The sequence below is a fragment of the Agrobacterium sp. S7/73 genome (assembly GCF_019355535.1).
GTDB lineage: Bacteria > Pseudomonadota > Alphaproteobacteria > Rhizobiales > Rhizobiaceae > Agrobacterium > Agrobacterium tumefaciens.
Map to the genome: position 1 here is coordinate 2491195 of NZ_CP072136.1, position 22625 is coordinate 2513819.

The following is a 22625-nucleotide window of genomic DNA, read 5'->3' on the forward strand; positions in this document are numbered from 1 at the left end:
TACCATGGGTCCCGACCATCTATACGAGGTTGTTGCGCACGGCGTAGGCGATTGCCTCCGAGCGGGTTTTCGTCGCGGTTTTCCGCATCACGCTTGTAATGTAATTATTGATCGTATTGCGCGAAATGCCAAGTATCATCGCAATTTCGTCGCTTGTCTTGCCTTCCGCGATCCAGAACAGGCACTCAAGCTCACGTTCTGTGAGGTCGATGTCACGCACGGCCTTTGCTTCGCTGGCAATGCCGAAGCTGACGCAATAGCCGGTCAGAAGCGCGATTTCGCGCAGACGGTCCGGCGAAGGAACCGAGTGTTCTGGAAACAGCAGCAGAAGCGAAAGACGGATGCGGCCCACACAGAAGGAAAGCGCCGAATATTGCCGGTCGATGCCGAAGGGGACAGAAACGTCGTCCGGAAGAACAAGCAATCGCGGCTGCAGAAGCGAAAGGCACTTTTCCATTTCGCTCGATCTGTTCTGGCTGTTGGCGAGTTCGGCACCAAGCCTGCGTACCAGATCGAAAGGCCAGTCGGATGTGATGATGAATTTCAGTCCGGTTTCTTCGAGAAGATCCTCCCGCGCCAGCAGATAATGCGAGGCGCCGGCGTAGGTTACGAGCAGATCCAGCGCGCCTGAAACGTTGCCGGCAGCGGCCGAGGCTGCGACGTTCTTGGCAAGCTGGTCGCGTGGCAAGGGCTTACCCATGCCCTCCATAGGCTTGGCAGACAGCCTGCGGATATCAACATCGACTTTCAATCGCCTACGCCCTCTTGCTCCCAATGGGGAGATTATACCTCGGGATGGAATCATTCCATTCGAGAAGCTTACCAAAATGGGATGGTGAGCCCCCGGAGACCGAATCACTTCATTTTATGGAACGGACTGGGATTTGCCATTACCTGACACCAGCCTTTCCACGTATTTCCTTGTTCGTCTATTCCTAAAAAACATACTGAAAAGCTGACCAATCCATAAACGGCATTCTCAGCCTATTCCCAGCAAACTGTATCGTTGCTGAATTTTTTGTAAACAGTGTCCCAAAGCGGGAATGCGACGGCGCGCGGCGCCAAGATACCAAAGAACCCGGAAATGCGCAAAAGGCCGGGATAACCCCGGCCTTTTTCAAAATCATGCAGCTTTTTCCACTGCCCATTTGCGAAGTATCTTGGCTGCGCGTTCTTCGCTGATTTCCACCATGCGGGAGAGCCTGCGCTCGGGTCCTTCGCGAACCCGGCGGTTGAAGGTGCCTTCGCTGTCGCCGCCTGCCAGAAGATCGTCGGTGCTGTCGAAGCCGAAATCCGCCCCAAACCCTTCCATGAGACCACCAGCACCCGCATCCATGCCGGGAGAGAAATCCGGCAGTTCGAGGCCTGCGGTCTCCTGGCTGATCTGGCCTGCTGCCGCGCCGTTGCCGGTGACCGTACGAACCAGAGGGCGTACACCGAGCCAGACCACGAGGAAAGCAACAGCGACGAAGGCGAGCGAGTTGATGATGCCTGCCGAATTGCGGCTGAGCACTTCCATGATGCCCGGCCCGCTTGCGGCTTCGTCGAGCAGCTGCGTTTCGAGGAAGTCCATCGCCGTCAGCGTTACGATATCGCCGCGATCGGAGGAAACCCCCGCAGCCGAGGTGACGATCTTCTGCATTTCGGCAAGATAGGCGTCGATCTTGGCCTGGTCGACGGGTTCGCCGACCATCTTGGCGATGCGACCCTTGTTGACGACCACGGCGACCGAAATCTTCTCGACGGTATAGCCATTCTTGACGGTGGCGACCGTTTTGGAGTTGATTTCGTAGTTGGTCTGCTCTTCCTTCTTGGCAGACTGGTCGGAAGACTGCGGGCCGCCTGCGCCGCCCTGGGGCGCTGCCTGCGGTACGTTCTGTTCCACGGTCGCGGCCGTATCGGGCTGCGTTTCCTGGGACTTCTGGTCTTCCTTAACGGTGCGGACGGAGCGCTCGACGCGCGATTCCGGATCGTAGACGGTTTCCTGAATCTGCCGGCTGTCGGTATTGAGCTGCGCCGTCACGCTGGAGCGGAAATTGTCCATGCCGAGGAAAGGCGCCAGCGCCTTGTCGATATTGGTGGTAATTTCCTGCTGAACGTTCTGCGCCAGCGTCAGCGAGCGGTTCATGGCGGCGTTGGTGACGTCGTCACCGGAAGCGAGAAGCTGGCCGGTGGAATCGAGCAGCGTCACGTCATCGACTTCAAGGCCGGGAACGGCCGAGGCGACGAGATGACGGATGGAAGCGGACGCCTTGCGCCCGGCGGTGGCATTGGCTCGAATCATGACCGATGCGGTGGGCTTCTGCTCACCGCGGCGGAAATTACCGACATCCGGCATGACGATATGGACGCGTGCGGCCGCAATTCCGTCGATCTGCTGAATGGAGCGGCTGATCTCACCCTCAAGCGCGCGAACCCGGGTCACTTCCTGCATGAAGGAAGTCAGGCCGAGAGAACCGACATTGTCGAAAAGCTCATAACCGGCATTGGCACTGTCAGGCAGGCCGCGCTCGGCCAGAAGCAGCCTTGCCTTGCTGGTGAGGCCGACCGGAACCTGGAGGCTGGCGCCATCCGTTCCAACCTGAAAGTCCAGCCCCGCTTCGGCGAGTGCAATGCTGATCTTGTTGAGGTCGCTTTTTTCAAGTCCCACATAAAGGGTCTCGTAAGCGGGACGGTTCACGTAAAGTGCTGCTGCAAGGATAATGGCCATGGACAAAATGCCCACGCCGCCCAGCATCAACAACCGTGTCTGACCCAGCGCCGCGAAATTCTTCAAGACCTGAGGGATTTGATTTAACAGATTCATTCTGTTCCGCACCGTCATTCATAGAGTCCGAGACCTTTTGGCCCCGTAATGACAATAGGGTGCGAAGCTTGCGCGAGCGTTGCCTTTATCCGCAATCCGCGAAAGGAAGGGAACCGCCAGATGAATGCTGTCTAGAACAGATCGAAGTCGCCGGCGACCTTGTCCAGCGGCTGCGAATGGCCGTGGCGGATGGCTGCGCCCAGCGCCTTTTGCATTTCTGCCAGCTTGACGAGGCTGAGCGCGGTCGAGACATCCACGATCCAATCACCGGGAATTGAGCCGGTGACGGTATCGATGAACTCGGCAAGGCCGCGGGTTTTCTGGACGGCAAGGTCGATGCCCTGCAAGAGCTTGACGCCATCGCTGGACAATTCGCCGCTTGTCGCTTCCAGCAGTTGCGGCTCGATGCGCTCGATCAGATAGGCGACATCGTGCAGTTCCGATACCACGCGCATCAGAACGTCGGGCAAGGCTTCTTCGAACGGAGTGGTGCCGGTGTTGTTTGCAATCTGCATTGGAAACTCCGTGACTAGAAAAATTCGATGTCGTTGGCGACGGGCTTGGGGGCCGGCACCGGACGCGTTTCCATGGCGACCGTCTTCTGGGTTTCCGCGCCGCTCAGCGGATGCTGTCGTGCACGGCCCGAAACCGGCCAGAACTCGATCTTGCGGCCATGATCCCCGCCCGTGGAGGAGCTGATGACCGGTATGCCTTCATCCTTCAGAAACTGCATGGCAAAGATGGCGTTCTGCTCACCGACATTGGAGAAGCTGGCAATCGTTTTTGCGCCGCCGAAAACCTTCGCCTCCAGCCGGTCGCGGCGTGCGCCCTTCTTCAGAAGACCGTTGATCAGCAGTTCCATGAGATGCACGCCATAACGCGTCGCATCCCCACCGGTCACGTTGCCCGTTCCCGGCAGCAGGAAGTGGTTCATTCCTCCAATGCCGGCAACGGGGTCTCTCAGACAGGCGGCCACGCACGAACCGAGTATCGTCGTCATGACCACGTCGGGATCGCTGACAACCTTGTACTCGCCCTGAATGATATGTACGCGCTTGGCCGCAGCTTCAATCATTTCAGCGATCCGAAAACCGCTTCGATGGCTGCGCGCATCTTGTCGATGGTGAAGGGCTTGGCCAGCACGTTGTTTGCGCCGAGCTGCGCTGCCTTCTGCACCAGCGCACGGTCGCCCTGTGCGGTGAGGATGATGAAGGCCGCCTTTTTGAGGGTCGGGTTTGCCCGCACGGCGTGCAGGAAACCGAGGCCGTCCATCTTGGGCATGTTGAAGTCGGAGATAACGAGATGATGGGGCTGCTGCTCCATGATCTTCAATCCCTGCTCGCCGTCGCCAGCGGCAGTGATCTGCTTGAAGCCGAGCTGTGTCAGCGCATCGCTGAGCAGCAGCCGGCTGGTCACCTGATCGTCGACGATCAGAACTTTGATCTTTTCTGCGAGAGACATTAGTCAGCACCTTCTTTGCGGGCAGTGGTTAGTTTCAGGATTTCTTCGCCGATTGAGGCCAGCGGCAATTGCAGTTCAACGGCGCCAAGCTCAAAGGCCACTCTGGGCATGCCGTAGACGACACATGTTTTTTCGTTCTGGCCGACGGTTCGCGCACCGGCATGCCGCATTTTGAGCAGCCCGGCCGCGCCATCGCGGCCCATGCCGGTGAGAATGACGCCGACGGCGTTGCGTCCGGCAAGCTCGGCGACCGAATCGAACAGCACATCGACCGAAGGGCGATGGCCGTTGACGGGATCGCGCTCGATAAGCCGGCAGCAGGGCGCGTTGCGATTGGAAATCTGCAAATGGCGTTCACCGCCCGGCGCAAGGTAGATCTTGCCGGTCTGCAGGCGCGCGCCATCCGTCGCCTCTTCCACGACGGGTGCGCAGATGCGGTTCAGCCGTTCCGCGAAACTCTTGGTGAAAGTCGGCGGCATGTGCTGGGTGATGACCGTCGGCGGACAATTGGCCGGAAACTTCTGGAGCACGGCAATCAGTGCCTCGACACCGCCGGTGGAGGAGCCGATGGCGACGACTTTGCGGCCGGCACGATAATCGCTGACCGGGGTCGGCTGGGCTGCGACAACGGGTTCCGGGCGCGCCGCGCGGTAAGCTGCGTGTTGCGACCGTGCGGCGGCCTTGACCTTGTCGGCCAAGTCGCCGAAGGGGCGCGCATCGCCTGGAGCCGGCTTGCCGACACAGTCGAAAGCACCGATTTCAAGCGCGGCGAGCGAGGCATCCGCGCCGCGGTGCGTCAGGGACGAGACCATGATGACCGGCATCGGCCGCAGTCGCATGATCTTTTCGAGAAACTCGAGGCCATTCATTTCCGGCATCTCGATGTCGAGCGTCACGACATCGGGATTGAGTTGCTTGATGGCGGCGCGCGCTTCCATGGCATTGCCGGCCTGCCCAACCACCTCAACCTCCGGATCGGCCTTGAGGACGGCGGAAATCAGGCCACGCATGGTGGGGGAATCATCGACGACGAGGACCCGTGCGAGTGCGCTCATGCCTTCCTCCCGGACGTGTGACCAATGTAGCGGTAGGTGGTGATGCCGGTATTGTCGAACAGGTTCTTGGCGTCGCCGGACACTCTTTCGGAATGGCCGATGTAAAGATGACCGCCTTCCGGCAGCAGGCCTGCAAAACGCGTCCAGATACGCATCTGGGTCGGCTCGTCGAAATAGATGACGACGTTGCGGCAGAAGATGACGTCGAAATTGCCCTTGAAGGGCCATTGCGTCATCAGGTTCAGTTCATTGAAGGTGATGAGGCGCTTGACCTTGTCATCGATGCGGAACTTCCGGCGACCGCCGGCATCAACCTCCGTGAACCATTGCTTACGCATGGCGGGAGACACGGTTTCGAGCGCGTTGTCATCGTAAACGCCTGCACGGGCCTGCGCCAGGATCTTCGGATCGATGTCCGTCGCCAGGATCTTGAAATCGTAGTCCGCCGCATTGGGAAACATGGCGAGCACGGTGAGCGCAATCGAATAGGGCTCCTGCCCGTCTGAGCAGGCGGCCGACCAGATGCGGACGCGCCCGCCAGTCTTTGCCCTTGCAATGAGGCCCGGCAGAACCTCGTCGCGCAGGTGTTCGAAATGGTGGTTCTCGCGGAAGAAGCGCGTGAAATTCGTCGTCAGGTGCGACAGCATTTCGCGGCGTGCAGCCGCTCCATCGGGCGATGACACCAGTGCGCAATATTCCCGAAACCCGGCCAGTCCGAGATTGCGGATATGCTTGGACAAGCGCGAATAGACCAGCGACGCCTTGGTGTCGTTGAGATAGATGCCCGCATCCGCGTAGATCATCGCAGCGATCTCCGACAAATCGCGTCTCGTCAGCGGATATTCGCCGCTGGCAAGAACGTCATCGGGAGACTGTCGCTGATCGCTGAGATTAAGTGCTGCCATTGGATATCCGCCTTCAACCCGTCGCCGCGAGTGACATTTCCTGTTTCAGTGGCTGCCCGCGCGAAGCGCTGACGATGGCGTCGACATCCAGAATGAGCGCAACGCGTCCGTCACCCAGAATGGTGGCGGCGGCAATGCCTGGAACATGGGTATAGTTGGCTTCCAAAGACTTGATGACGACCTGGCGCTGTCCCTGGATCGCATCGACCATCAGGGCGCGCTGGCCGCCGCCTTCCGATTCCACCAGAAGCGCCACACCTTCCACAGGATCGGCCTGGGTCGGACGGAAGTTCAGAACGCGTCCGACATCGACCAGCGGGCAGAAAGAGTTGCGGATGGAAATCAGCCGCTGGTTGGCGCCGAAGGAGTGAATGTTCTTCGCTTCCGGCTGCAGGGTTTCCACGATCGCCGTCAACGGAACGACAAGCGTCTGCCCGGCCACGGTTACCACCATGCCGTCGAGAACGGCAAGCGTCAGCGGCAGGCTCATGGTGAAGGTCGAGCCAAGACCGGGGCGCGAGGAGATGTTGATACGGCCGCCAAGCGCCTGAATGGAACGCTTGACCACATCCATGCCGACGCCACGGCCGGAAATGTCGGAAATCTTGTCCGCGGTAGAGAAGCCCGGCGCGAAGATCAGATTGTCGATCTCCTCATCGGTGAGGTTCGCATCGGCGGCAATGAGATCATTGTCGATCGCCTTCTGGCGAACACGCTCGCGGTTGATGCCCGCGCCATCGTCCTGAAGCTCGATCAGGATGCGGCCCGACCGGTGCTTGGCCGAAAGCTTGATGGTGCCTTCCGGGTTCTTGCCAGCGGCTTCGCGTTTTTCCGGCGTTTCGATCCCGTGGTCCACCGCATTGCGGATCATGTGCGTCAGGGGTTCGGCCAGCTTGTCGATGACCGTCTTGTCGACTTCCGTGTTCTCGCCTTCGGTAACGAGGCGGATCTGCTTGCCGATCATGTCGGCAACTTCGCGAACGATACGCGACATGCGCTGGAAGACAGGCTTCACCGGCTGCGCACGGATCGCCATGACGCTGTCCTGGATTTCGCGCGTCAATTGCTGGAGTTCGTCGAGACCCATGTTGACGGCAGACGTGCCACTCGCATCGTTTTCGATGACGCTCTGCGACAGCATCGCCTGATTGATGACAAGCTCGCCGACGAGGTTGATCAGGCGGTCAACACGGTCGAGATCGACACGGATGGTCTGGCCGGCGCTTGCATTGGCCGCGGCATTGGCATTCGCCTGCGCTGCGGCCGGCGCTGCCGCAGCCTCACGCTTTTCGATGGCGGCGTTGACGCTCTGGGCGATCTGCGTCGTCGCGACGGCAGCCTCGACGACTGCGGCAACGTAGGGCTCTTCCGCCCCGGCGGTCACAACGGCCGTTTCCCCTTCCGCATCACCGTCGAGAGCCGACAGGTCGAACGGAACCGGGATCATCGGCAGCTCTTCCGCATCCGCAGCGGTTTCCGAGAGAATCGGGGTGATTTCGAGATCGCAATCCCATTCGGCGAATTCGAAGACGCTGCGGATACCCTCTTCACCCTTGTCGGTCGAGATCGAAACCGTCCAGGAGAAATAGGACGCTTCTGGATCGAGCTTGTCGAGCGAGGGTAGTTCCGACAGGTCGCAATTGACGCTCATCTCACCGATGCGCGAGAGATCGCGCAGGAGAAGGGCTGCTTCATTGCCTTTCGAATAAAGCGATGCGTGCGGCTTGAAGGTTATCTGGAAAGACGGCGTCTCCATCAACGGCGTCGTTTCATCGGCAAAGTCCGAGAAGGAGAACGGGATCGGCTCGAAACCGCTATCGTCCGTCGGCTTGGGCGCGACGGGTTCCGGCATCTTTGCGACAACCGGCGCTGCCACCGGCGCGGATGCGTGGACGGTTTCGCCGTTGGCCAGGGCTTCCAGTTCCTTGACGAGGCCACGGGTGCGGCTTTCGTCGACGCTGCCGCCGTCTCTTGCCGCATTGGTCAGGTCCGCCAGCACGTCGGCGGAACGCAGCATGACTTTCAGGACGTCCTGTGTCGGTTCCAGCTTGTTGGAGCGAACGCAGTCGAGGGTCGTTTCAAAAACGTGGGCGAAGGCCACGAGATCATCCAGACCGAAGGCACCCGCCCCGCCCTTGATGGAATGAACGGCACGGAAAACGGCGTTGACGGTTTCCGGATCACGGTCACCGTCATTCAATTTAAGAAGCCCCGATTCCAGTTCCGCGAGTTGTTCCTCGCATTCCTGGAAAAAGATTTCCTTGATTTCGTTCATATCCATCGTGAAATGTCCCGTATCAGGCAGTTACGCGTTCAATGGCATCGATGAGCTTCGCAGGATCGAACGGCTTGACGATCCAGCCGGTCGCACCGGCCTGACGGGCGCGGTTCTTCTTCTCTGCGTCGCTTTCGGTCGTCAGAACGAGGATCGGTATGGCCCGGTACTTCTCGTTGCGACGCACACCCTCGATGAAGCCGAAACCGTCAAGACGGGGCATGTTGATATCGGTCACGATAACGTCGGGGTTGCTCTGCTCCAGCACTTCGAGACCCTCAATGCCGTCTTCGGCCTGAATTGTCTCGAAACCGGCATTGTTGAGCGTGACCAGGAGCATGTTCCTGATCGTTCTGGAATCATCCACGGTAAGAACTTTTTTCTTCACTTCTTGATCTCCTTCAGGAGCAAATGATCGATTTCGACGCCTATCAGTTTCATGGTCTTGTCGAATGCATCGGACACTCTGGCAAAACCGAACGGCTTGCCGTCCTCTTCCCAGGACTTTGCACCGGCCATCAGGACCTGGGCGCAAAGCGCACCGATACGTTCCACCTCGGACGCATCCACCGACAAAGGTGCTCCTCTCAGCGTCATCAGCTTGCCGTGCAGCGCCGATGCCTCGTTGAGATCCAGCACCGGTGACAGTTTCAGCGTCGCCTCAGCTGCTTTTCTGGCTGCCATTACATGACTCCTTGGCGTCTGAATTGTTGGTAATCCTGGCCGTAATCCGTGCGGTTATCCGCACGGTCCACAAATGATGTGTCCTGCCGAGCCGTAGCGGCGACAGCTGCCGCCTGTCCCTGACGGGCAATGCGGAATTCGCGAATGGTGCGGCCGAGTTCCAGAATGACAGTGTGAAGCGTATCGGCCTCCGAGGAGCCATTGCCCATATCGGCAAGGTTCCGGTCAGCCTGTCTTTGCTGTTCACCGATGTCGGCAGCGACTGATTGCAATTCGCCGGCGTGCTCTGCCGCGTGCCGGGAGACCTCAGTGATCATGTCGTTGATGCCGGATACCTGCCGGACAACACCGCCGATTGCGTCCTGCGTGCGGTTGACCATGTGCACGCCGCCTTCGACCTGCTTTTTCGTGGAGCCAACGAGGCTTTTGATCTCTCTTGCAGCGTCTGCGGAACGCTGGGCCAATGCCCGGACCTCCTGCGCGACAACGGCAAAACCGCGTCCGCTGTCACCGGCGCGTGCTGCCTCGATGCCGGCGTTGAGGGCGAGAAGGTTCGTCTGGAAAGCGATCTCGTCAATCGTGCCGATGATCCGTCCGATCTGCTCGGCGGATTGCTCGATATCCGACATGGCGTTTATCGCCTCGCCGATTGCCTTGCCGCTTTCGACCGCCGCCTCTCGGGCATGGGAAACCGCCGTCTCCGCCGCCGAAATGCGGGCGCCGTTTTCGGTCACATCCCCGATCATCGTCTGGATCGCACGGGAGGTCTCGGCAAGGGCTGCGGCCTGCTGGCGGGAGCGCTCCGCCATGGAACGGCCAATGTCGGCAAACCGCGCGCTCAGCGCCTCGGCTTCGCCGATGCTGTTTTGAGCCGATGTCAGTGACACGCCAATCGTCTCGAGTGCCGCATTGAAAGTGGCAGCAACGTCGCGGTAGGCGTCGGGCACGTCGCCGCCGATGCGGGCCTGCAAATCGCCTGCGGCAAATGCCGTCAACGCTTCGCCCAGCAACCTTGCGGCTTCAGAGCGGTCATTGTCGCGCTGTTCTGCCAGTTCCCGGCCATGGCGCAGGCGCAATTCATTGAAGCGCAACGATACGGCAATCTCGGTATCGACCATCACCAGACGGACGACGTTCTTGACGGCTTCCGCCAGTTCGCGGCTCTTTTTGCGGTTGCCGGGCAGGATGGAGCGCGGCGCGTGCTCAGTCACCAGACCGCCCAGCAGATGTTCCAGAACGACGGCATGGCTGGCGATCTGCCAGCGCGGATCGAGACCCATGCGACCGGCATTGTCGGAAAGCACTTTCACCCGTTCCGCATAAAGCCCATCGAAACGCGCATCGGTAAGCACGCTCCAGTGCGAGGATTGCAAATCGTGCAGGCGGTCGAGCTGGTTTTCGCTTTCGAAAGACGGCGAACAGTCCGGCATAGACTGGAAACGGTTCATCACATCGCGCAGGCCGGCCTTAACGTAAGGCTCCAGCATGCTGCGATAATTGCGCAGGAAATCGGATTGCGTCTCGTCGAGGCCGGCAAAGCGCAACCGCCCCGCCAGGCTTGCGCCTGCCGATCTCCGCGCTTGTTCTGATGGCAAGTCCTGCCCCAACCGACGACCCCAATAATATGACGGCCGGTAAAACCCGGCCAAATGGCAAGGTTCAGAACGCCAGCACCCTTAAGGGGGATTTTTGAACGAACATACCCATCGCGGACGATGCGGCATCGACGCTTGCCTGACCTTCTTGAACCAAGAAACGAAATACCGGATCGGGCCCGGTACGGCAGTGCGGCGTCATGCCTGGAAGGGGAGATAACCCCATTCCGCCGTGGAAATACCATCAATCTTTATGGTTAATTCCTTGCTTGAAAGTTAAGAAACATCAGCACCGGCGTCAAACGGTAAAATTTGTAAAAGCTTTTAGCCATTGTCGCCCCTACTTTGCCGCAAACGGGCAAAAACGAAAAGGAATCGGACGCGACGGGCGGTTTTTCCAGCCTGTGCGCTGGACAAGCGTGTCCGCCTTCCCCTAAAACAAATCAACGGGATATTCGCTCAGCGGTGATGCTTTAGAGAGACCTTTACGATCAAGGAGACGCCAACTTGTTACGGATGGAGAAATGCCGCTGTTCAAGGCGCCATCCGCAAGTGTTGATCGGTCTTGTGGTTGCGAGCCTGCTCGTCATCATCGGCTTTCAGGCGCCATCCGGCATCAAGGCAATCTCAAAGACCAGCCGTCTGGAACGATTGCAGACGGCTGACCTAAGCCACTCCCCCTCGCTTCGCGATAAGGACTGCACCACCGGCGACGATCACGGCTGCAAGGCTCACAACGGTGCTCCGGGGCTTCGCCCCGTCGGTTTTCCCTCGACCATCCTGCGGATCGTGGCTGACGCCAAACCGGCCGTCACGCCTGTTGCCATCGCGCCACAAACTTTCCGAGACTTTGCGAACGTGGTTCCAAGAGCACCTCCGCATATTATCTCTTAGTCATTCCGGCGGTCCTCATCATTCGGTTCCTTGCGAACCTTGAGGGATCGGAGTCGTCGGAAACCCGCCGTAGGCTCCAATTCCAGAGAGAAAACCGCCGCCGCATATGACACTTGCAACCGTTCTACCATTTATTATCGCATTGCCGTTCGTCGGCGCTCTCATAACGGCCTTCATGCCGCGCGAAGGCGCGGCCGCAAGCGCGGCCTACGTAGCTAGCGCCGTAGCCCTCTTCGGCCTGGTCGGCAGCATCCTTCTTTATCCAAATGTCAGTGGCGGTGGCGTGCTGAAATACGATGTGGAATGGCTGCCGCAGCTGGGGCTTAATTTTACCCTGCGGCTGGATGGCTTCGCCTGGATTTTCGCGATCCTCATTACCGGCATCGGCCTGCTCGTGGTTCTCTACGCCCGATATTACATGTCGGCCCAGGACCCTATTCCACGGTTTTTCGCCTTTCTGCTCGCCTTCATGGGCTCGATGCTCGGCATAGTGCTGTCCGGCAACGTCATTTTGCTGTCGATCTTCTGGGAAATGACCAGCATCTTCTCGTTCCTGCTGATCGGCTACTGGCACCAGAACGCCGGCGCGCGCGATGGCGCCCGCATGGCGCTGACCGTGACCGGCATCGGCGGCTTCAGCCTGCTCGCCGGGCTTCTGATCCTCGGCCACATGGCGGGAAGCTACGATCTGGACAAGATCATCGCGGCCGGTGCCGATATCCGCGCCCATTCCCTTTATCTGCCCGCACTTATTCTCATCCTTGGCGGCGCGCTGACGAAAAGCGCACAGTTTCCGTTTCATTTCTGGCTGCCCAATGCCATGGCGGCGCCCACGCCCGTTTCCGCCTATCTGCACTCGGCCACCATGGTGAAGGCCGGGGTTTTCCTGCTGGCGCGGTTCTGGCCGGTGCTGGCAGGCACGCCGGAATGGTTCTGGCTGGTGGGTGCTGCAGGCGTCATCACCCTGCTGCTCGGCGCCTATTTCGCCATGTTCCAGCAGGACCTGAAAGGCTTGCTCGCCTATTCGACCATCAGCCATCTGGGGCTCATCACCACGCTTTTGAGCCTGGGCAGCCCGCTTGCGGCGGTTGCAGCGATCTTCCACATGGTCAACCACGCCACCTTCAAGGCATCGCTGTTCATGGCGGCCGGCATCATCGACCATGAAACCGGCACGCGCGACATGCGGCGGCTGAGCGGGCTTTACACCTATATGCCGGCAACCGCGACGCTCGCCATGGCGGCGAGCGCTGCAATGGCCGGCGTACCCCTGTTCAACGGCTTCCTCTCCAAGGAAATGTTCTTTGCCGAGGCCGTCGAAACCCACGCAGACTCGCTACTCGACCGGGCTTTGCCATACGTCGCGACGTTGTCAGGCGCCTTCGCCGTCGCCTACTCGCTACGCTTCATTCACACGGTCTTCTTCGGCCCCAAGCCGGTTGACCTGCCGAACCCCAATCCGCATGAGCCGCCGCGCTGGATGCGTTTCCCTATCGAGTTCCTGGTTTTCGCCTGCCTGATCGTAGGCATCGTTCCGAGCCTGTCGATCGGCCCGTTCCTGCATTCGGCCGTGCTTTCCGTTCTCGGTCCGCAAACACCCGTCTACAGCCTGTCGATCTGGCACGGTTTCAACCTGCCGCTCATCATGAGTATTGCGGCACTCGGCGGCGGCGTTGCCATCTATGCCCTGCTCGGCGGCTATTTCTCCCGCTGCGACGACGGCCCGCCAATCTTCCGGCATCTTCGGGGACAGCGCATCTTCGAGCGCATTCTCGTCACCGTGTCCTGGAAGTGGGCGCGGTGGCTGGAAAGCACGCTCGGCACCCGGCGCCTGCAGCCGCAGCTGAGGCTTCTGATCCTCGTGGCGATTCTTGCCGGTTTCTCGCCGCTTTTCCTCTCGGAATTTTCATTGTCGCTGCCGCGCGTGACGTCCTTCGATCCGATCTTTGCCATTCTGTGGCTGATCGGCATGATCGCCGCGCTGGGTGCCGCCTGGCAGGCGAAATATCATCGTCTCGCCGCACTCATCATGCTCGGCGTCTCCGGCCTTGTCACCTGCCTCACATTCGTCTGGCTCTCTGCACCCGATCTCGCGATCACCCAGTTGCTGGTCGAAATCGTGACCACCGTTCTGATCCTGCTCGGTCTCAGATGGCTGCCGAAACGCTTCGAGAAGGTGGACAGCAGCGATGAATTGCCGGCGCAGCTTCGGCGCGCCCGTGACTTCCTGCTGGCCGCCGCAAGCGGCATTGGCATGTCCGTCATCGCCTATGCGGTCATGACCCTGCCCGTGCCGAACGCCATCGCGACCTATTTCCTCGAGCGCGCTTATTCGGAAGGCGGCGGCACCAATGTCGTCAACGTCATCCTCGTCGATTTCCGCGGTTTCGATACATTCGGCGAAATCGCGGTGCTGGCGATCGTGGCGCTGACGGTCTTTGCGCTGCTTCGCCGTTTCCGCCCTGCGCATGAAAGCATCGGGGTGCCGGAACAGCAGCAGATGCAAAACGCCTTCGATGCGGAGCGGCCCGACCGCAGCAAGGGCGATACGGTGCGCGACTATCTCTATGTACCGTCCATCGTCATGCAATGGATGTTCCCGGTTATCGTCACCTTTTCGATCTTCCTGTTCATACGCGGCCACGATCTGCCCGGCGGCGGCTTTGCGGCCGGCATCACCATGGCAATCGCGTTCCTGCTGCAATATCTCGCCGGCGGCGCGCGCTGGGCGGAGGATCGCATCCGCATCCTGCCGCTGCGCTGGATGGGCTTCGGCCTTCTGATGGCGGCGGCAACCGCCATGGGGTCCTGGTACTTCGGCTATCCGTTCCTGACCTCTTATTTCCAGTACACGGAGATACCCTATATCGGCAAAATGCCGACAGCATCCGCCTTGCTGTTCGACCTCGGCGTCTTCTCGCTGGTCGTCGGCTCCACCGTTCTTATTCTTATAGCACTGGCACACCAATCGTTGCGTAACTACCGCGTTCGCACGCCTGAAGCCGCAAAAGCGGAGGACGTGTAATGGAACTCATTCTTTCAATCGGCATCGGCATCATGACCGGCTCCGGCGTCTGGCTGATCCTGCGCCCACGCACTTATCAGGTCATCGTCGGGCTTTCGCTGCTGTCCTATGCCGTCAACCTGTTCATCTTCGGCGTCGGCGGCATCAAGACCAATGCGCCGCCGGTGCTGGTGAACGGCGTCGACAGTTCCACGCTTGCCGACCCCGTGCCGCAGGCGCTGGTGTTGACGGCAATCGTCATCGGCTTTGCGACGACTGCGCTGTTCCTCGTCGTGCTTTTGGCCGCCCGGGGGCTTACCGGCACCGACCATGTGGACGGGAGGGAATCGAAATGATGTCGTTCCCCTTCCACATCGTCATCGCGCCCATTCTGGTGCCGCTGATCACCGCAGCCCTCCTGTTGTTCTTCGACGAGCGCCAGCGCGTGGCGAAGGCCGCCATCAGCCTTGCCTCGACCGTGATATTGCTTGTTGTCGCCATCCTGCTGTTCCGCGAGGTGAACTCGACGGTCAATACCGAGATCGCGGCGGTGGTTTCGAGCGGGGTCTATCTGCTCGGCAACTGGCCGGCGCCCTTCGGCATCGTGCTCGTTGCCGATCGCCTCTCCGGGCTGATGGTGCTTTTGACGGCACTGCTTGCCATTCCCTCGCTGATCTATTCGCTGGCGAAATGGCATAAGGCAGGCGCGCATTTCCATTCGCTGTTCCAGATGATGCTGATGGGCGTCAACGGTGCTTTCCTGACCGGTGACCTCTTCAACCTCTTCGTTTTCTTCGAGGTTATGCTCGCGGCATCCTATGGTTTGCTGTTGCATGGCTCCGGTCAGCAGCGCGTCAAGGCCGGGCTGCATTACATCGCCATCAACCTCGTCGCCGCATTGTTCTTCCTGATCGGCGTCAGCCTCATCTATGGCGTCACCGGCACGCTGAACATGGGTGACCTTGCCCACCGCATCGACGGCCTCAACCCGGACCAGCGCATGCTGCTTGAAACCGGCGCTGCGGTTCTCGGCATCGCGTTCCTGGTCAAGGCCGGCATGTGGCCGCTGAATTTCTGGCTGCCTTCCGCCTATGGCTCGGCTTCAGCACCTGTCGGCGGGCTGTTTGCTATCATGAGCAAGGTCGGCATCTATGTCATTGCCCGCCTGTCCTTCCTGCTTTTCGGGCAGACGGCCGGGGAATCGGCCGGTTTTGGTCATGATGCCCTGCTTGTCGGCGGCATCGCCACCATCATCTTCGGCGCCATCGGCGTTCTTGCCTCGCAGGCGCTTGGGCGGCTGGCCGGGTTTTCGGTTCTGGTGTCCTCAGGAACGCTTCTCGCCGCCATGGGCACCGGCAATCCCACGGTTGCAGCCGGCGCGCTCTATTATCTCGTCAGTTCCACACTCACCATCAGCGCTTTCTTCATGCTGATCGAACTGGTGGAACGCGGGCAGGATGCCGGCGCGAACGTTCTTGCCGTAACCATGGAAGCCTATGGCGAGGGCGAAGAGGAGGAAGAGGAAGAAGAAGTCGGCGTAACCATGCCCGGCACCATGGCGGTGCTCGGGGCGTGTTTTGCAGCCTGCGGCATTCTCCTCGCCGGTCTGCCGCCGCTCTCGGGCTTCATCGCCAAATTCTCCATGCTGACCGCCATTCTCAACCCTTCAGGGCTGGGGGCCAATGACAGCGTCTCCACCCTTTCCTGGTGGCTGGTCTTCCTGATTGTCTTTGCAGGTTTCGCCTCGCTGATCTCGATGACCCGCGCGGGCATCCGCACCTTCTGGGCCTCCCTCGAAGGCACAGTGCCGCGTGTTCTCGTCATCGAAATAGCGCCCATCATGCTGCTGCTTGGACTGACACTCGCCATGACCGTGCAGGCGGGGCCGGTGATGCGCTACATGCAGGAGACGGCGCGTATTCTCGATCTGCCGGCCAGCTACATTCAGGGCGTCATTTCCGCCCCGAGAGCGGGAACCAATCCGGAGGCGCAGCCATGATAAGCCGTGTCCTGCCCTACCCGCTGCTGACGGTGTCGCTGATCATCTTCTGGATGACGATCAACAGCTTTTCAGCCGGACATCTGCTGCTAGGCACCGGTGTGGCCCTCATCGCCTCCTGGGCTATGGCGTCGCTCCGGCCGGCAAAACCGCGCATCCGCAACTGGCACAAGCTCGTCAAGCTGATCGCGATCGTGCTTTACGACATCGTCCTGTCCAATATTTCCGTCGTGAAGATCATTCTGTTCCAGCGCGAGAGAGACCGCAAATCCGGTTTCCTAGCGGTGCCGCTCGATATTCGCGATCCGATGGGATTGGCCGTTCTGGCGACAATCCTCACCTCGACACCGGGAAGCGCCTGGCTCGAATATAATTCCAGCCAGGGAACGCTTCTGCTCCATGTTCTCGACGATGAGGATGAGGCGGCCTGGATAAGCCTCATCAAGAACCGATATGAAAAACTTTTGATGGAGATATTCGAATGAGTTCGATTATCCTTTTCTGGTCCTTTTCGCTCGCGCAGCTGATGCTCGCCATTGCCATGACGATTTCCGTTTACCGCATCGCCATCGGCCCACGCGCCCAGGACCGGGTGCTCGGCGTCGACACGCTCTATGTCAACGCCATGCTGCTTCTCTTGACCTTCGGCCTGCGCACCGGCAACGACATCTATTTCGAGGCCTCGTTGCTCATTGCGATCCTCGGCTTCGTCTCCACCGTTGCCCTTTCCAAATTCATGATGCGTGGCGAGGTGATTGAATGAACAATGCAGCAGAATTTCCGCTCTGGGCCGCCATTCTGGTGGCGTTCTTCGTCCTTCTGGGCGCCTCGCTGACGCTGATCGGCACCATCGGCTTCGCCAAGCTCAACAGCTTCTACGAGCGCCTGCACGCACCGACGCTCGGCACCAGCTGGGGCACCGGCGGCATCGTCATGGCCTCCATCATCTATTTCTCCGTCTCCGGCGACCGTTTCGCCTTCCACGAGATCTTCATCGGCATCTTCGTGACGGTGACGACACCAGTGTCGCTGATGCTGCTGGGGCGTGCCGCGCTTTATCGGGACCGGGCGGAGCAGAACTCGGATAATCGGGAGCATCTTTAGCACCGCGGACTCAGACAAGTTTTGCGTGAATTACCTTCCTGAAGGTCAAGGAAACTCTCCTGCGACGGGTCTTATCCGATGATCCACTTGCGGGCGGCTTTCCGATTGTTGGACAAGTAGGCAGACGTAACGCATCGAGTTACATCGTCCGCGCTAAAAAACTGATGACAACGGAAGCAATCTGATCTCGCCAGCGCGGGGGAGGCAACACGCATTCAATTCAGGAAAAAATGAAATTAAGAAGAATGGTGCCCGGAGGCGGATTTGAACCACCGACACGCGGATTTTCAATCCGCTGCTCTACCAACTGAGCTATCCGGGCACTTCAGGTCCTTGAAGAACCTCCGCTTTTGGCGGGCGGGGCTGTTTGGTGCCCCGAAAGTGAGCGGGGTTATAACATCTTGTTCGGACATGGCAAGCGCCATAGCGAAGTTTTTTGACAGTTTTTTCACGGCGCCTGTGGATGGCTGGAATACGTGCGCTGTGAAGGCCTTATCGTGGCTGGAAACGCGCTATCGGCAAACCGCCAGACCTGATCAACATAAGTCAGGTGGCGGGTTCAGGCGCGGCTGATCCGGGCGAGCGGCGGTTGGGCGGCTTGGGGCAATTATGCCCCTTCCCTGCGCCGTGCGGCAAGTCCAAGCGCAAAAGGCACCACAGCCACCAGAGCTGCCATGACGGGTGAGGACGCGAAGATGCGGCTGGCAAGCGAGGTAACGGCAACGGAGCGCACAACCATCATCAGGCGCGAATTCTCGTGGTCTTTCTCGTGCCTGAGATCTGCGGGTTTGTGGCGGGTTGGATGGGACGCCGATTCCAGCTTTTTCACATCGCGGCGCAGCTTTTCCAACTGTTTGCGGAGTTCGTCCAGTTCCGCGCGTATCGACTGGTCCACCGTAGCGGAAGCACGCGCCTCTCGGACAGCGGGCTTTTCTGCCTCTTTCTCCGCAGCTTCTTCATCAAGTTCAGCCAAGTGGTCGTCAAGGTCCGATGGTTTGTCGAAACCATGGGATCGCAGCGATGTCTTCATTGCAGTCTCCTGAAGTGTCCTGAATTGCGGCACCGGGCGCGCATCGCCCGTTCACGCCTTCTCAACGCCCCAGCCGGGCAAAGGATGCACATAAAGCGACGGTATCGGCACGATAGGCCGATAAAAAAACAGGCCCCGAAGGGCCTGTTCATTTGTGTGTCTTGAAGGCTTATGCCGCTTTCGCGGTGCTGCCATAGGGATCGAAGCGACCGTAGAAGGTCTCGCCCTTGGCCGCCATGTCCTTCAGAAGCGGCGTCGGCTTGAAGCGTGGGCCATAGGTCTCGCTCAGCTTCTCGGCCAGCGCCACGAAGGTCTTCACGCCCATGCCGTCGATATAGGAGAGGGCGCCGCCGGTGTAGGGCGCAAAGCCGAAACCGAGGATGGAGCCGACATCGGCCTCACGCGGGTCGGTGACGATGCCTTCTTCCACGGTGCGGGCGGCTTCCAGCGCCACGGTGACCAGAAAGCGCTGTTTCAGCACTTCCATATCCACATCCTCCGGCTTCTGCTGAGGATAGAGATCCTTCAGGCCGGGCCAGAGGGACTTCTTGGCGGGCTTTGGCGGGTAGTCGTAAAAGCCCTTGGCGTTCTTGCGGCCAAAACGGCCCTCGCCTTCCACCAGCTTCTTCACCAGTTCCATATGGCGCGGATCGACAGCCTTTTCACCGAGATCGGCGACGGTTGCTTTCAGGATCTTGTAGGAAAGATCGATTGCCACTTCGTCGTTCAGCGCCAGCGGGCCGACCGGCATGCCGGCGAATTTCGCGGCATTCTCGATCATGGCGGGCGGCACACCCTCGATCAGCATGTCGTAGCTTTCCGCCATGTAACGCAGCACGCAGCGATTGACGAAGAAGCCGCGCGTATCGTTGACGACAATCGGCGTCTTCCTGATCTTGGCCACATAATCCAGCGCGACGGCCAGCGCCTTATCGCCCGTTTCCTTGCCGAGGATGACTTCCGTCAGCATCATCTTCTCGACCGGCGAGAAGAAGTGGATGCCGATGAAATCCACCGGGCGCTTGGAGTTCTTCGCAAGCCCGGTAATCGGCAAAGTGGAGGTGTTGGAGGCGAAAATTGCGCCTTGCGGCAACACGGCTTCCACGGCCTCGATGACGGCCTTTTTCACGTCGCGGTCTTCGAAGACGGCCTCGATGACGAGATCGGCGTCGGAGAGCGCCGCGTAATCCGCTGTCGGGGTAACGAGGTCGAGCAAGGCCTTGCCTTCATCCTGCGTCAGCCTGCCCTTGCCGATGGCGGCCTTGACGCTTTCCTCGCAATGGCCCTTGCCCTTGTCGGCGGCTTCCTGATCGCGGTCCACCAGCGTGACGGGGATACCGGCTGCGGCGGTGACATAAGCAACGGCGGCGCCCATGAAGCCCGCGCCGACGACGCCGACCTTTCTGAACTCCGTCTTCGGCTGACCGGCCGGGCGGCGCGCGCCCTTGCCCAGTTCCTGCATGGAAACGAACAGCGAGCGGATCATGCCGAAAGCTTCCTTCGAGCGAAGGATTTCGGTGAAATAACGCTGTTCCACCTTCAACGCCGTATCGAACGGCAATTGCAGACCCTCATAGACGCATTTCAGGATAGCAAGTGCTGCCGGATAGTTGCCGGCGCTTTCACGGCGCAGGATCGCCGGAGCGGCCGGCCAGAGCTGGGCAGCGGCCGGCGTCCAGATGCCGCCGCCGGGGGCCTTGAAGCCTTTTTCATCCCAGGGGGCAACCGGCTTCAGGCCGTCCTTGATCATTTGCTTGGCAGCGGAAATGAGCTGATCCGGCTCCACCACCTGATGAACCAGCCCCATGGCCTTGGCGCGCGCACCGGTCAGCGACTGGCCGGTGGTCATCATCTGCAAGGCGGATTGCGCATCGGTCAGGCGCGGCACGCGCTGGGTGCCGCCGGCACCAGGGAAGATGCCGACCTTGACTTCAGGAAGGGCTATCTTGAGGCTCTTGGCATTCGACGCGACGCGACCGTGGCAGGCAAGCGACAGCTCGAAAGCGCCGCCCATGCAGGTGCCGTTGATGGCTGAGACCCAGGGCTTGCCGTTGGTCTCCAGCTTGCGGAACAAGCCGGTCATGCGGCCGACCAGTTCGAACAGCTTGGCGGCTGCCTGATCCGGGTCCTTCGCCTTCTCGTCATTGTAGAAGGAGAACATCGACTTGATCATCGAAAGATCGGCACCGCCGGAAAACGTGCTCTTGCCGGAGGTGAAGACAACACCCTTGACGGCAGCGTCGGCGACAGTTGCGTCAACGATGGCGTTCAGTTCGTCCATCACCTCGGAAGTGAAGACATTCATGGACTTTTCCGGCATGTCCCAGGTGACGAGGGCAATGCCGTCTGCGTCCGTCTCGATGGTGAAATTGGTATAAGTGCTCATTTTGGGATTCCTCTTCCCTGAATTTCGTTTCGCCGAACTTCCCGATCCCTCATTCCTGTGCCTGTCACAGGAACCCAGTCAGCCCAAGTCTTTGGGCTGGAAGACTCTCGCGCGCCGCAGACGCGGCGCTGCTGGAATCCCTGTGACGAGCACAGGGTGAGGAGCCTGGGGTTAGCCCTCCGTAACTCAAACCCGCTCGATAACGGTCGCTGTGCCCATGCCCGCGCCGATGCAGAGCGTGACGAGCGCGGTGTTCAGATCGCGCCGCTCCAGCTCGTCAAGCACCGTGCCGAGGATCATCGCTCCTGTCGCACCCAGCGGATGGCCCATGGCGATTGCGCCGCCATTGACGTTCATCCTATCGTGGCTGATGTCGAAGGCCTGCATGTAACGCAGCACGACGGCGGCGAAGGCCTCGTTCAGTTCGAAAAGATCGATATCGGCAAGCGACATCCCGGTCTTTTTCAGAAGCTTCTCGGTCACATCCACCGGGCCGGTCAGCATCAGCGCCGGATCGGAACCGATATTGGCGAAAGCCCTGATGCGGGCACGCGGTTTCACGCCCATAGCCTCGCCGCCCGCCTTGGAACCAACCAGAACGGCGGCCGCGCCATCGACGATACCGGACGAATTGCCCGCATGGTGCACGTAGTTGATACGCTCCACTTCCGGGTGCGCCATGATGCCGACGGCTTCGAAGCCGCCCATTTCACCCGGCATTTGGAAAGAGGGGTTGAGGGAAGCCAGCGCCTGCATGTCCGTACCGGGTCGCATATGTTCGTCGCGGTCGAGGATCGTCAGGCCGTTGCGGTCCTTCACGGGGATAACGGACTTGTTGAAATAGCCCTTTTCCCAGGCATGCGCGGCGCGCTTCTGGCTCTCGACGGCATAGGCATCGACATCGTCCCTGGAGAAACCGTATTTCGTGGCGATGAGATCTGCCGACACGCCCTGCGGCATGAAGAAGGCGGGGAAGTTGACCGAAGGGTCCATGTACCAGGCGCCACCAGACATGCCCATGCCGACGCGCGACATGCTTTCCACGCCTCCGGCAATGACGATATCGTCGGAGCCTGCCTTGACCTTGCCGGCCGCGAAGTTGATGGCATCGAGACCTGAAGCGCAGAAGCGCGAGATCTGCATTCCCGGTGCCTTGTTGGAATAACCGGCCTCGAAGGCGGCGGCTTTCGGGATAACTGCACCGGCATCCATGACGGGATCGACACAGCCCATGATGATGTCATCGACAGCAGACGTATCGAGCCCGTTGCGGTCGCGGATGGCTTCCAGCGTCTTGGCGGCAAGGCGAACGGAGGGCACCTCATGCAGGCTGCCATCCTTCTTGCCGCGTCCGCGCGGGGTGCGGACATGGTCATAAATGTAAACGTCGGTCATTAACTCTCTCCCTCGGCGCGTGACACGCCCTG

21 protein-coding genes and 1 tRNA gene are annotated in these 22625 nt (G+C 59.9%); 7 read left to right on the forward strand and 15 right to left on the reverse strand.

Annotation, left to right across the window (positions count from 1 at the left end; all coding sequences use genetic code 11):
• Positions 1-19: 19 nt before the first annotated feature.
• The 11 genes from visN to J5276_RS12465 all read right to left on the reverse strand — a co-directional run bounded on the left by visN (position 20) and on the right by J5276_RS12465 (position 10781).
• The gene (gene visN / locus J5276_RS12415) at positions 20-751 is read right to left on the reverse strand and encodes a transcriptional regulator VisN (RefSeq protein ID WP_003515014.1); all 732 of its coding nucleotides are present in this window, start codon (positions 749-751) and stop codon (positions 20-22) included.
• Between the two features lie 372 nt (positions 752-1123).
• Positions 1124-2806 (reverse strand): flagellar basal-body MS-ring/collar protein FliF, encoded by a 1683-nt coding sequence (gene fliF / locus J5276_RS12420; RefSeq protein WP_003515013.1) that lies wholly within the window; start codon positions 2804-2806, stop codon positions 1124-1126.
• Positions 2807-2937: 131 nt separating this feature from the next.
• The gene (locus J5276_RS12425; protein WP_003515012.1) at positions 2938-3321 is read right to left on the reverse strand and encodes a hypothetical protein; all 384 of its coding nucleotides are present in this window, start codon (positions 3319-3321) and stop codon (positions 2938-2940) included.
• Between the two features lie 14 nt (positions 3322-3335).
• Positions 3336-3881: a chemoreceptor glutamine deamidase CheD gene (gene cheD, locus J5276_RS12430; RefSeq protein WP_003515010.1), complete on the reverse strand. Its 546-nt coding sequence runs from the start codon at positions 3879-3881 to the stop codon at positions 3336-3338.
• Entirely contained in the window at positions 3878-4267 is a 390-nt protein-coding gene (gene cheY2, locus J5276_RS12435; RefSeq protein WP_003515008.1) for a chemotaxis response regulator CheY2, read from the reverse strand. The genes cheD and cheY2 overlap by 4 nt, the downstream gene beginning before the upstream one ends.
• Positions 4267-5322, reverse strand: coding sequence for a protein-glutamate O-methylesterase CheB (cheB, locus tag J5276_RS12440; protein WP_013635453.1), 1056 nt, complete (start codon positions 5320-5322; stop codon positions 4267-4269). The genes cheY2 and cheB overlap by 1 nt, the downstream gene beginning before the upstream one ends.
• Positions 5319-6227, reverse strand: coding sequence for a protein-glutamate O-methyltransferase CheR (gene cheR / locus J5276_RS12445; protein ID WP_019564320.1), 909 nt, complete (start codon positions 6225-6227; stop codon positions 5319-5321). The genes cheB and cheR overlap by 4 nt, the downstream gene beginning before the upstream one ends.
• Before the next feature lie 13 nt (positions 6228-6240).
• Positions 6241-8508, reverse strand: a complete 2268-nt coding sequence (locus J5276_RS12450; protein ID WP_112154770.1) for a chemotaxis protein CheA — start codon at positions 8506-8508, stop codon at positions 6241-6243.
• A 16-nt stretch (positions 8509-8524) separates the two neighbouring features.
• A complete protein-coding gene (gene cheY1, locus J5276_RS12455) occupies positions 8525-8890 on the reverse strand; it encodes a chemotaxis response regulator CheY1 (RefSeq protein ID WP_003493773.1) in 366 nt (121 codons plus the stop codon).
• Complete coding sequence (locus tag J5276_RS12460) at positions 8887-9186, reverse strand: STAS domain-containing protein (RefSeq protein ID WP_013635450.1); 300 nt, start codon at positions 9184-9186, stop codon at positions 8887-8889. The genes cheY1 and J5276_RS12460 overlap by 4 nt, the downstream gene beginning before the upstream one ends.
• Positions 9186-10781, reverse strand: a complete 1596-nt coding sequence (locus J5276_RS12465) for a globin-coupled sensor protein (protein WP_236761466.1) — start codon at positions 10779-10781, stop codon at positions 9186-9188. The genes J5276_RS12460 and J5276_RS12465 overlap by 1 nt, the downstream gene beginning before the upstream one ends.
• Before the next feature lie 516 nt (positions 10782-11297).
• On the opposite strand from J5276_RS12465, the gene J5276_RS12470 reads away from it, so the two are divergent.
• The 7 genes from J5276_RS12470 (at position 11298) to mnhG (ending at position 17782) form a co-directional block, all read left to right on the forward strand.
• Positions 11298-11675, forward strand: a complete 378-nt coding sequence (locus J5276_RS12470; RefSeq protein ID WP_038489792.1) for a hypothetical protein — start codon at positions 11298-11300, stop codon at positions 11673-11675.
• A 106-nt stretch (positions 11676-11781) separates the two neighbouring features.
• Positions 11782-14700, forward strand: a complete 2919-nt coding sequence (locus J5276_RS12475; RefSeq protein WP_112154772.1) for a monovalent cation/H+ antiporter subunit A — start codon at positions 11782-11784, stop codon at positions 14698-14700.
• Positions 14700-15035, forward strand: a complete 336-nt coding sequence (locus J5276_RS12480) for a Na+/H+ antiporter subunit C (protein ID WP_003514993.1) — start codon at positions 14700-14702, stop codon at positions 15033-15035. The genes J5276_RS12475 and J5276_RS12480 overlap by 1 nt, the downstream gene beginning before the upstream one ends.
• The gene (locus tag J5276_RS12485) at positions 15032-16678 is read left to right on the forward strand and encodes a monovalent cation/H+ antiporter subunit D (protein WP_003514992.1); all 1647 of its coding nucleotides are present in this window, start codon (positions 15032-15034) and stop codon (positions 16676-16678) included. Before J5276_RS12480 ends, J5276_RS12485 begins: the two co-directional genes overlap by 4 nt.
• Positions 16675-17163: a Na+/H+ antiporter subunit E gene (locus tag J5276_RS12490; protein WP_003514990.1), complete on the forward strand. Its 489-nt coding sequence runs from the start codon at positions 16675-16677 to the stop codon at positions 17161-17163. Before J5276_RS12485 ends, J5276_RS12490 begins: the two co-directional genes overlap by 4 nt.
• On the forward strand, positions 17160-17441 hold the full coding sequence (locus tag J5276_RS12495) for a K+/H+ antiporter subunit F (RefSeq protein ID WP_003514989.1): 282 nt from the start codon (positions 17160-17162) through the stop codon (positions 17439-17441). The genes J5276_RS12490 and J5276_RS12495 overlap by 4 nt, the downstream gene beginning before the upstream one ends.
• A complete protein-coding gene (gene mnhG, locus J5276_RS12500; RefSeq protein ID WP_025592428.1) occupies positions 17438-17782 on the forward strand; it encodes a monovalent cation/H(+) antiporter subunit G in 345 nt (114 codons plus the stop codon). Before J5276_RS12495 ends, mnhG begins: the two co-directional genes overlap by 4 nt.
• A 246-nt stretch (positions 17783-18028) precedes the next feature.
• On the opposite strand, the gene J5276_RS12505 is transcribed toward mnhG, so the two are convergent.
• The 4 genes from J5276_RS12505 to J5276_RS12520 form a co-directional block, all read right to left on the reverse strand.
• Positions 18029-18104: transfer RNA gene (locus J5276_RS12505), tRNA-Phe, on the reverse strand.
• A 285-nt stretch (positions 18105-18389) separates the two neighbouring features.
• The gene (locus J5276_RS12510; RefSeq protein WP_112154773.1) at positions 18390-18812 is read right to left on the reverse strand and encodes a hypothetical protein; all 423 of its coding nucleotides are present in this window, start codon (positions 18810-18812) and stop codon (positions 18390-18392) included.
• Between the two features lie 169 nt (positions 18813-18981).
• Positions 18982-21198, reverse strand: coding sequence for a 3-hydroxyacyl-CoA dehydrogenase NAD-binding domain-containing protein (locus J5276_RS12515; RefSeq protein WP_112154774.1), 2217 nt, complete (start codon positions 21196-21198; stop codon positions 18982-18984).
• Between the two features lie 186 nt (positions 21199-21384).
• Positions 21385-22593, reverse strand: coding sequence for an acetyl-CoA C-acetyltransferase (locus tag J5276_RS12520; protein ID WP_025592421.1), 1209 nt, complete (start codon positions 22591-22593; stop codon positions 21385-21387).
• Positions 22594-22625: the final 32 nt, after the last annotated feature.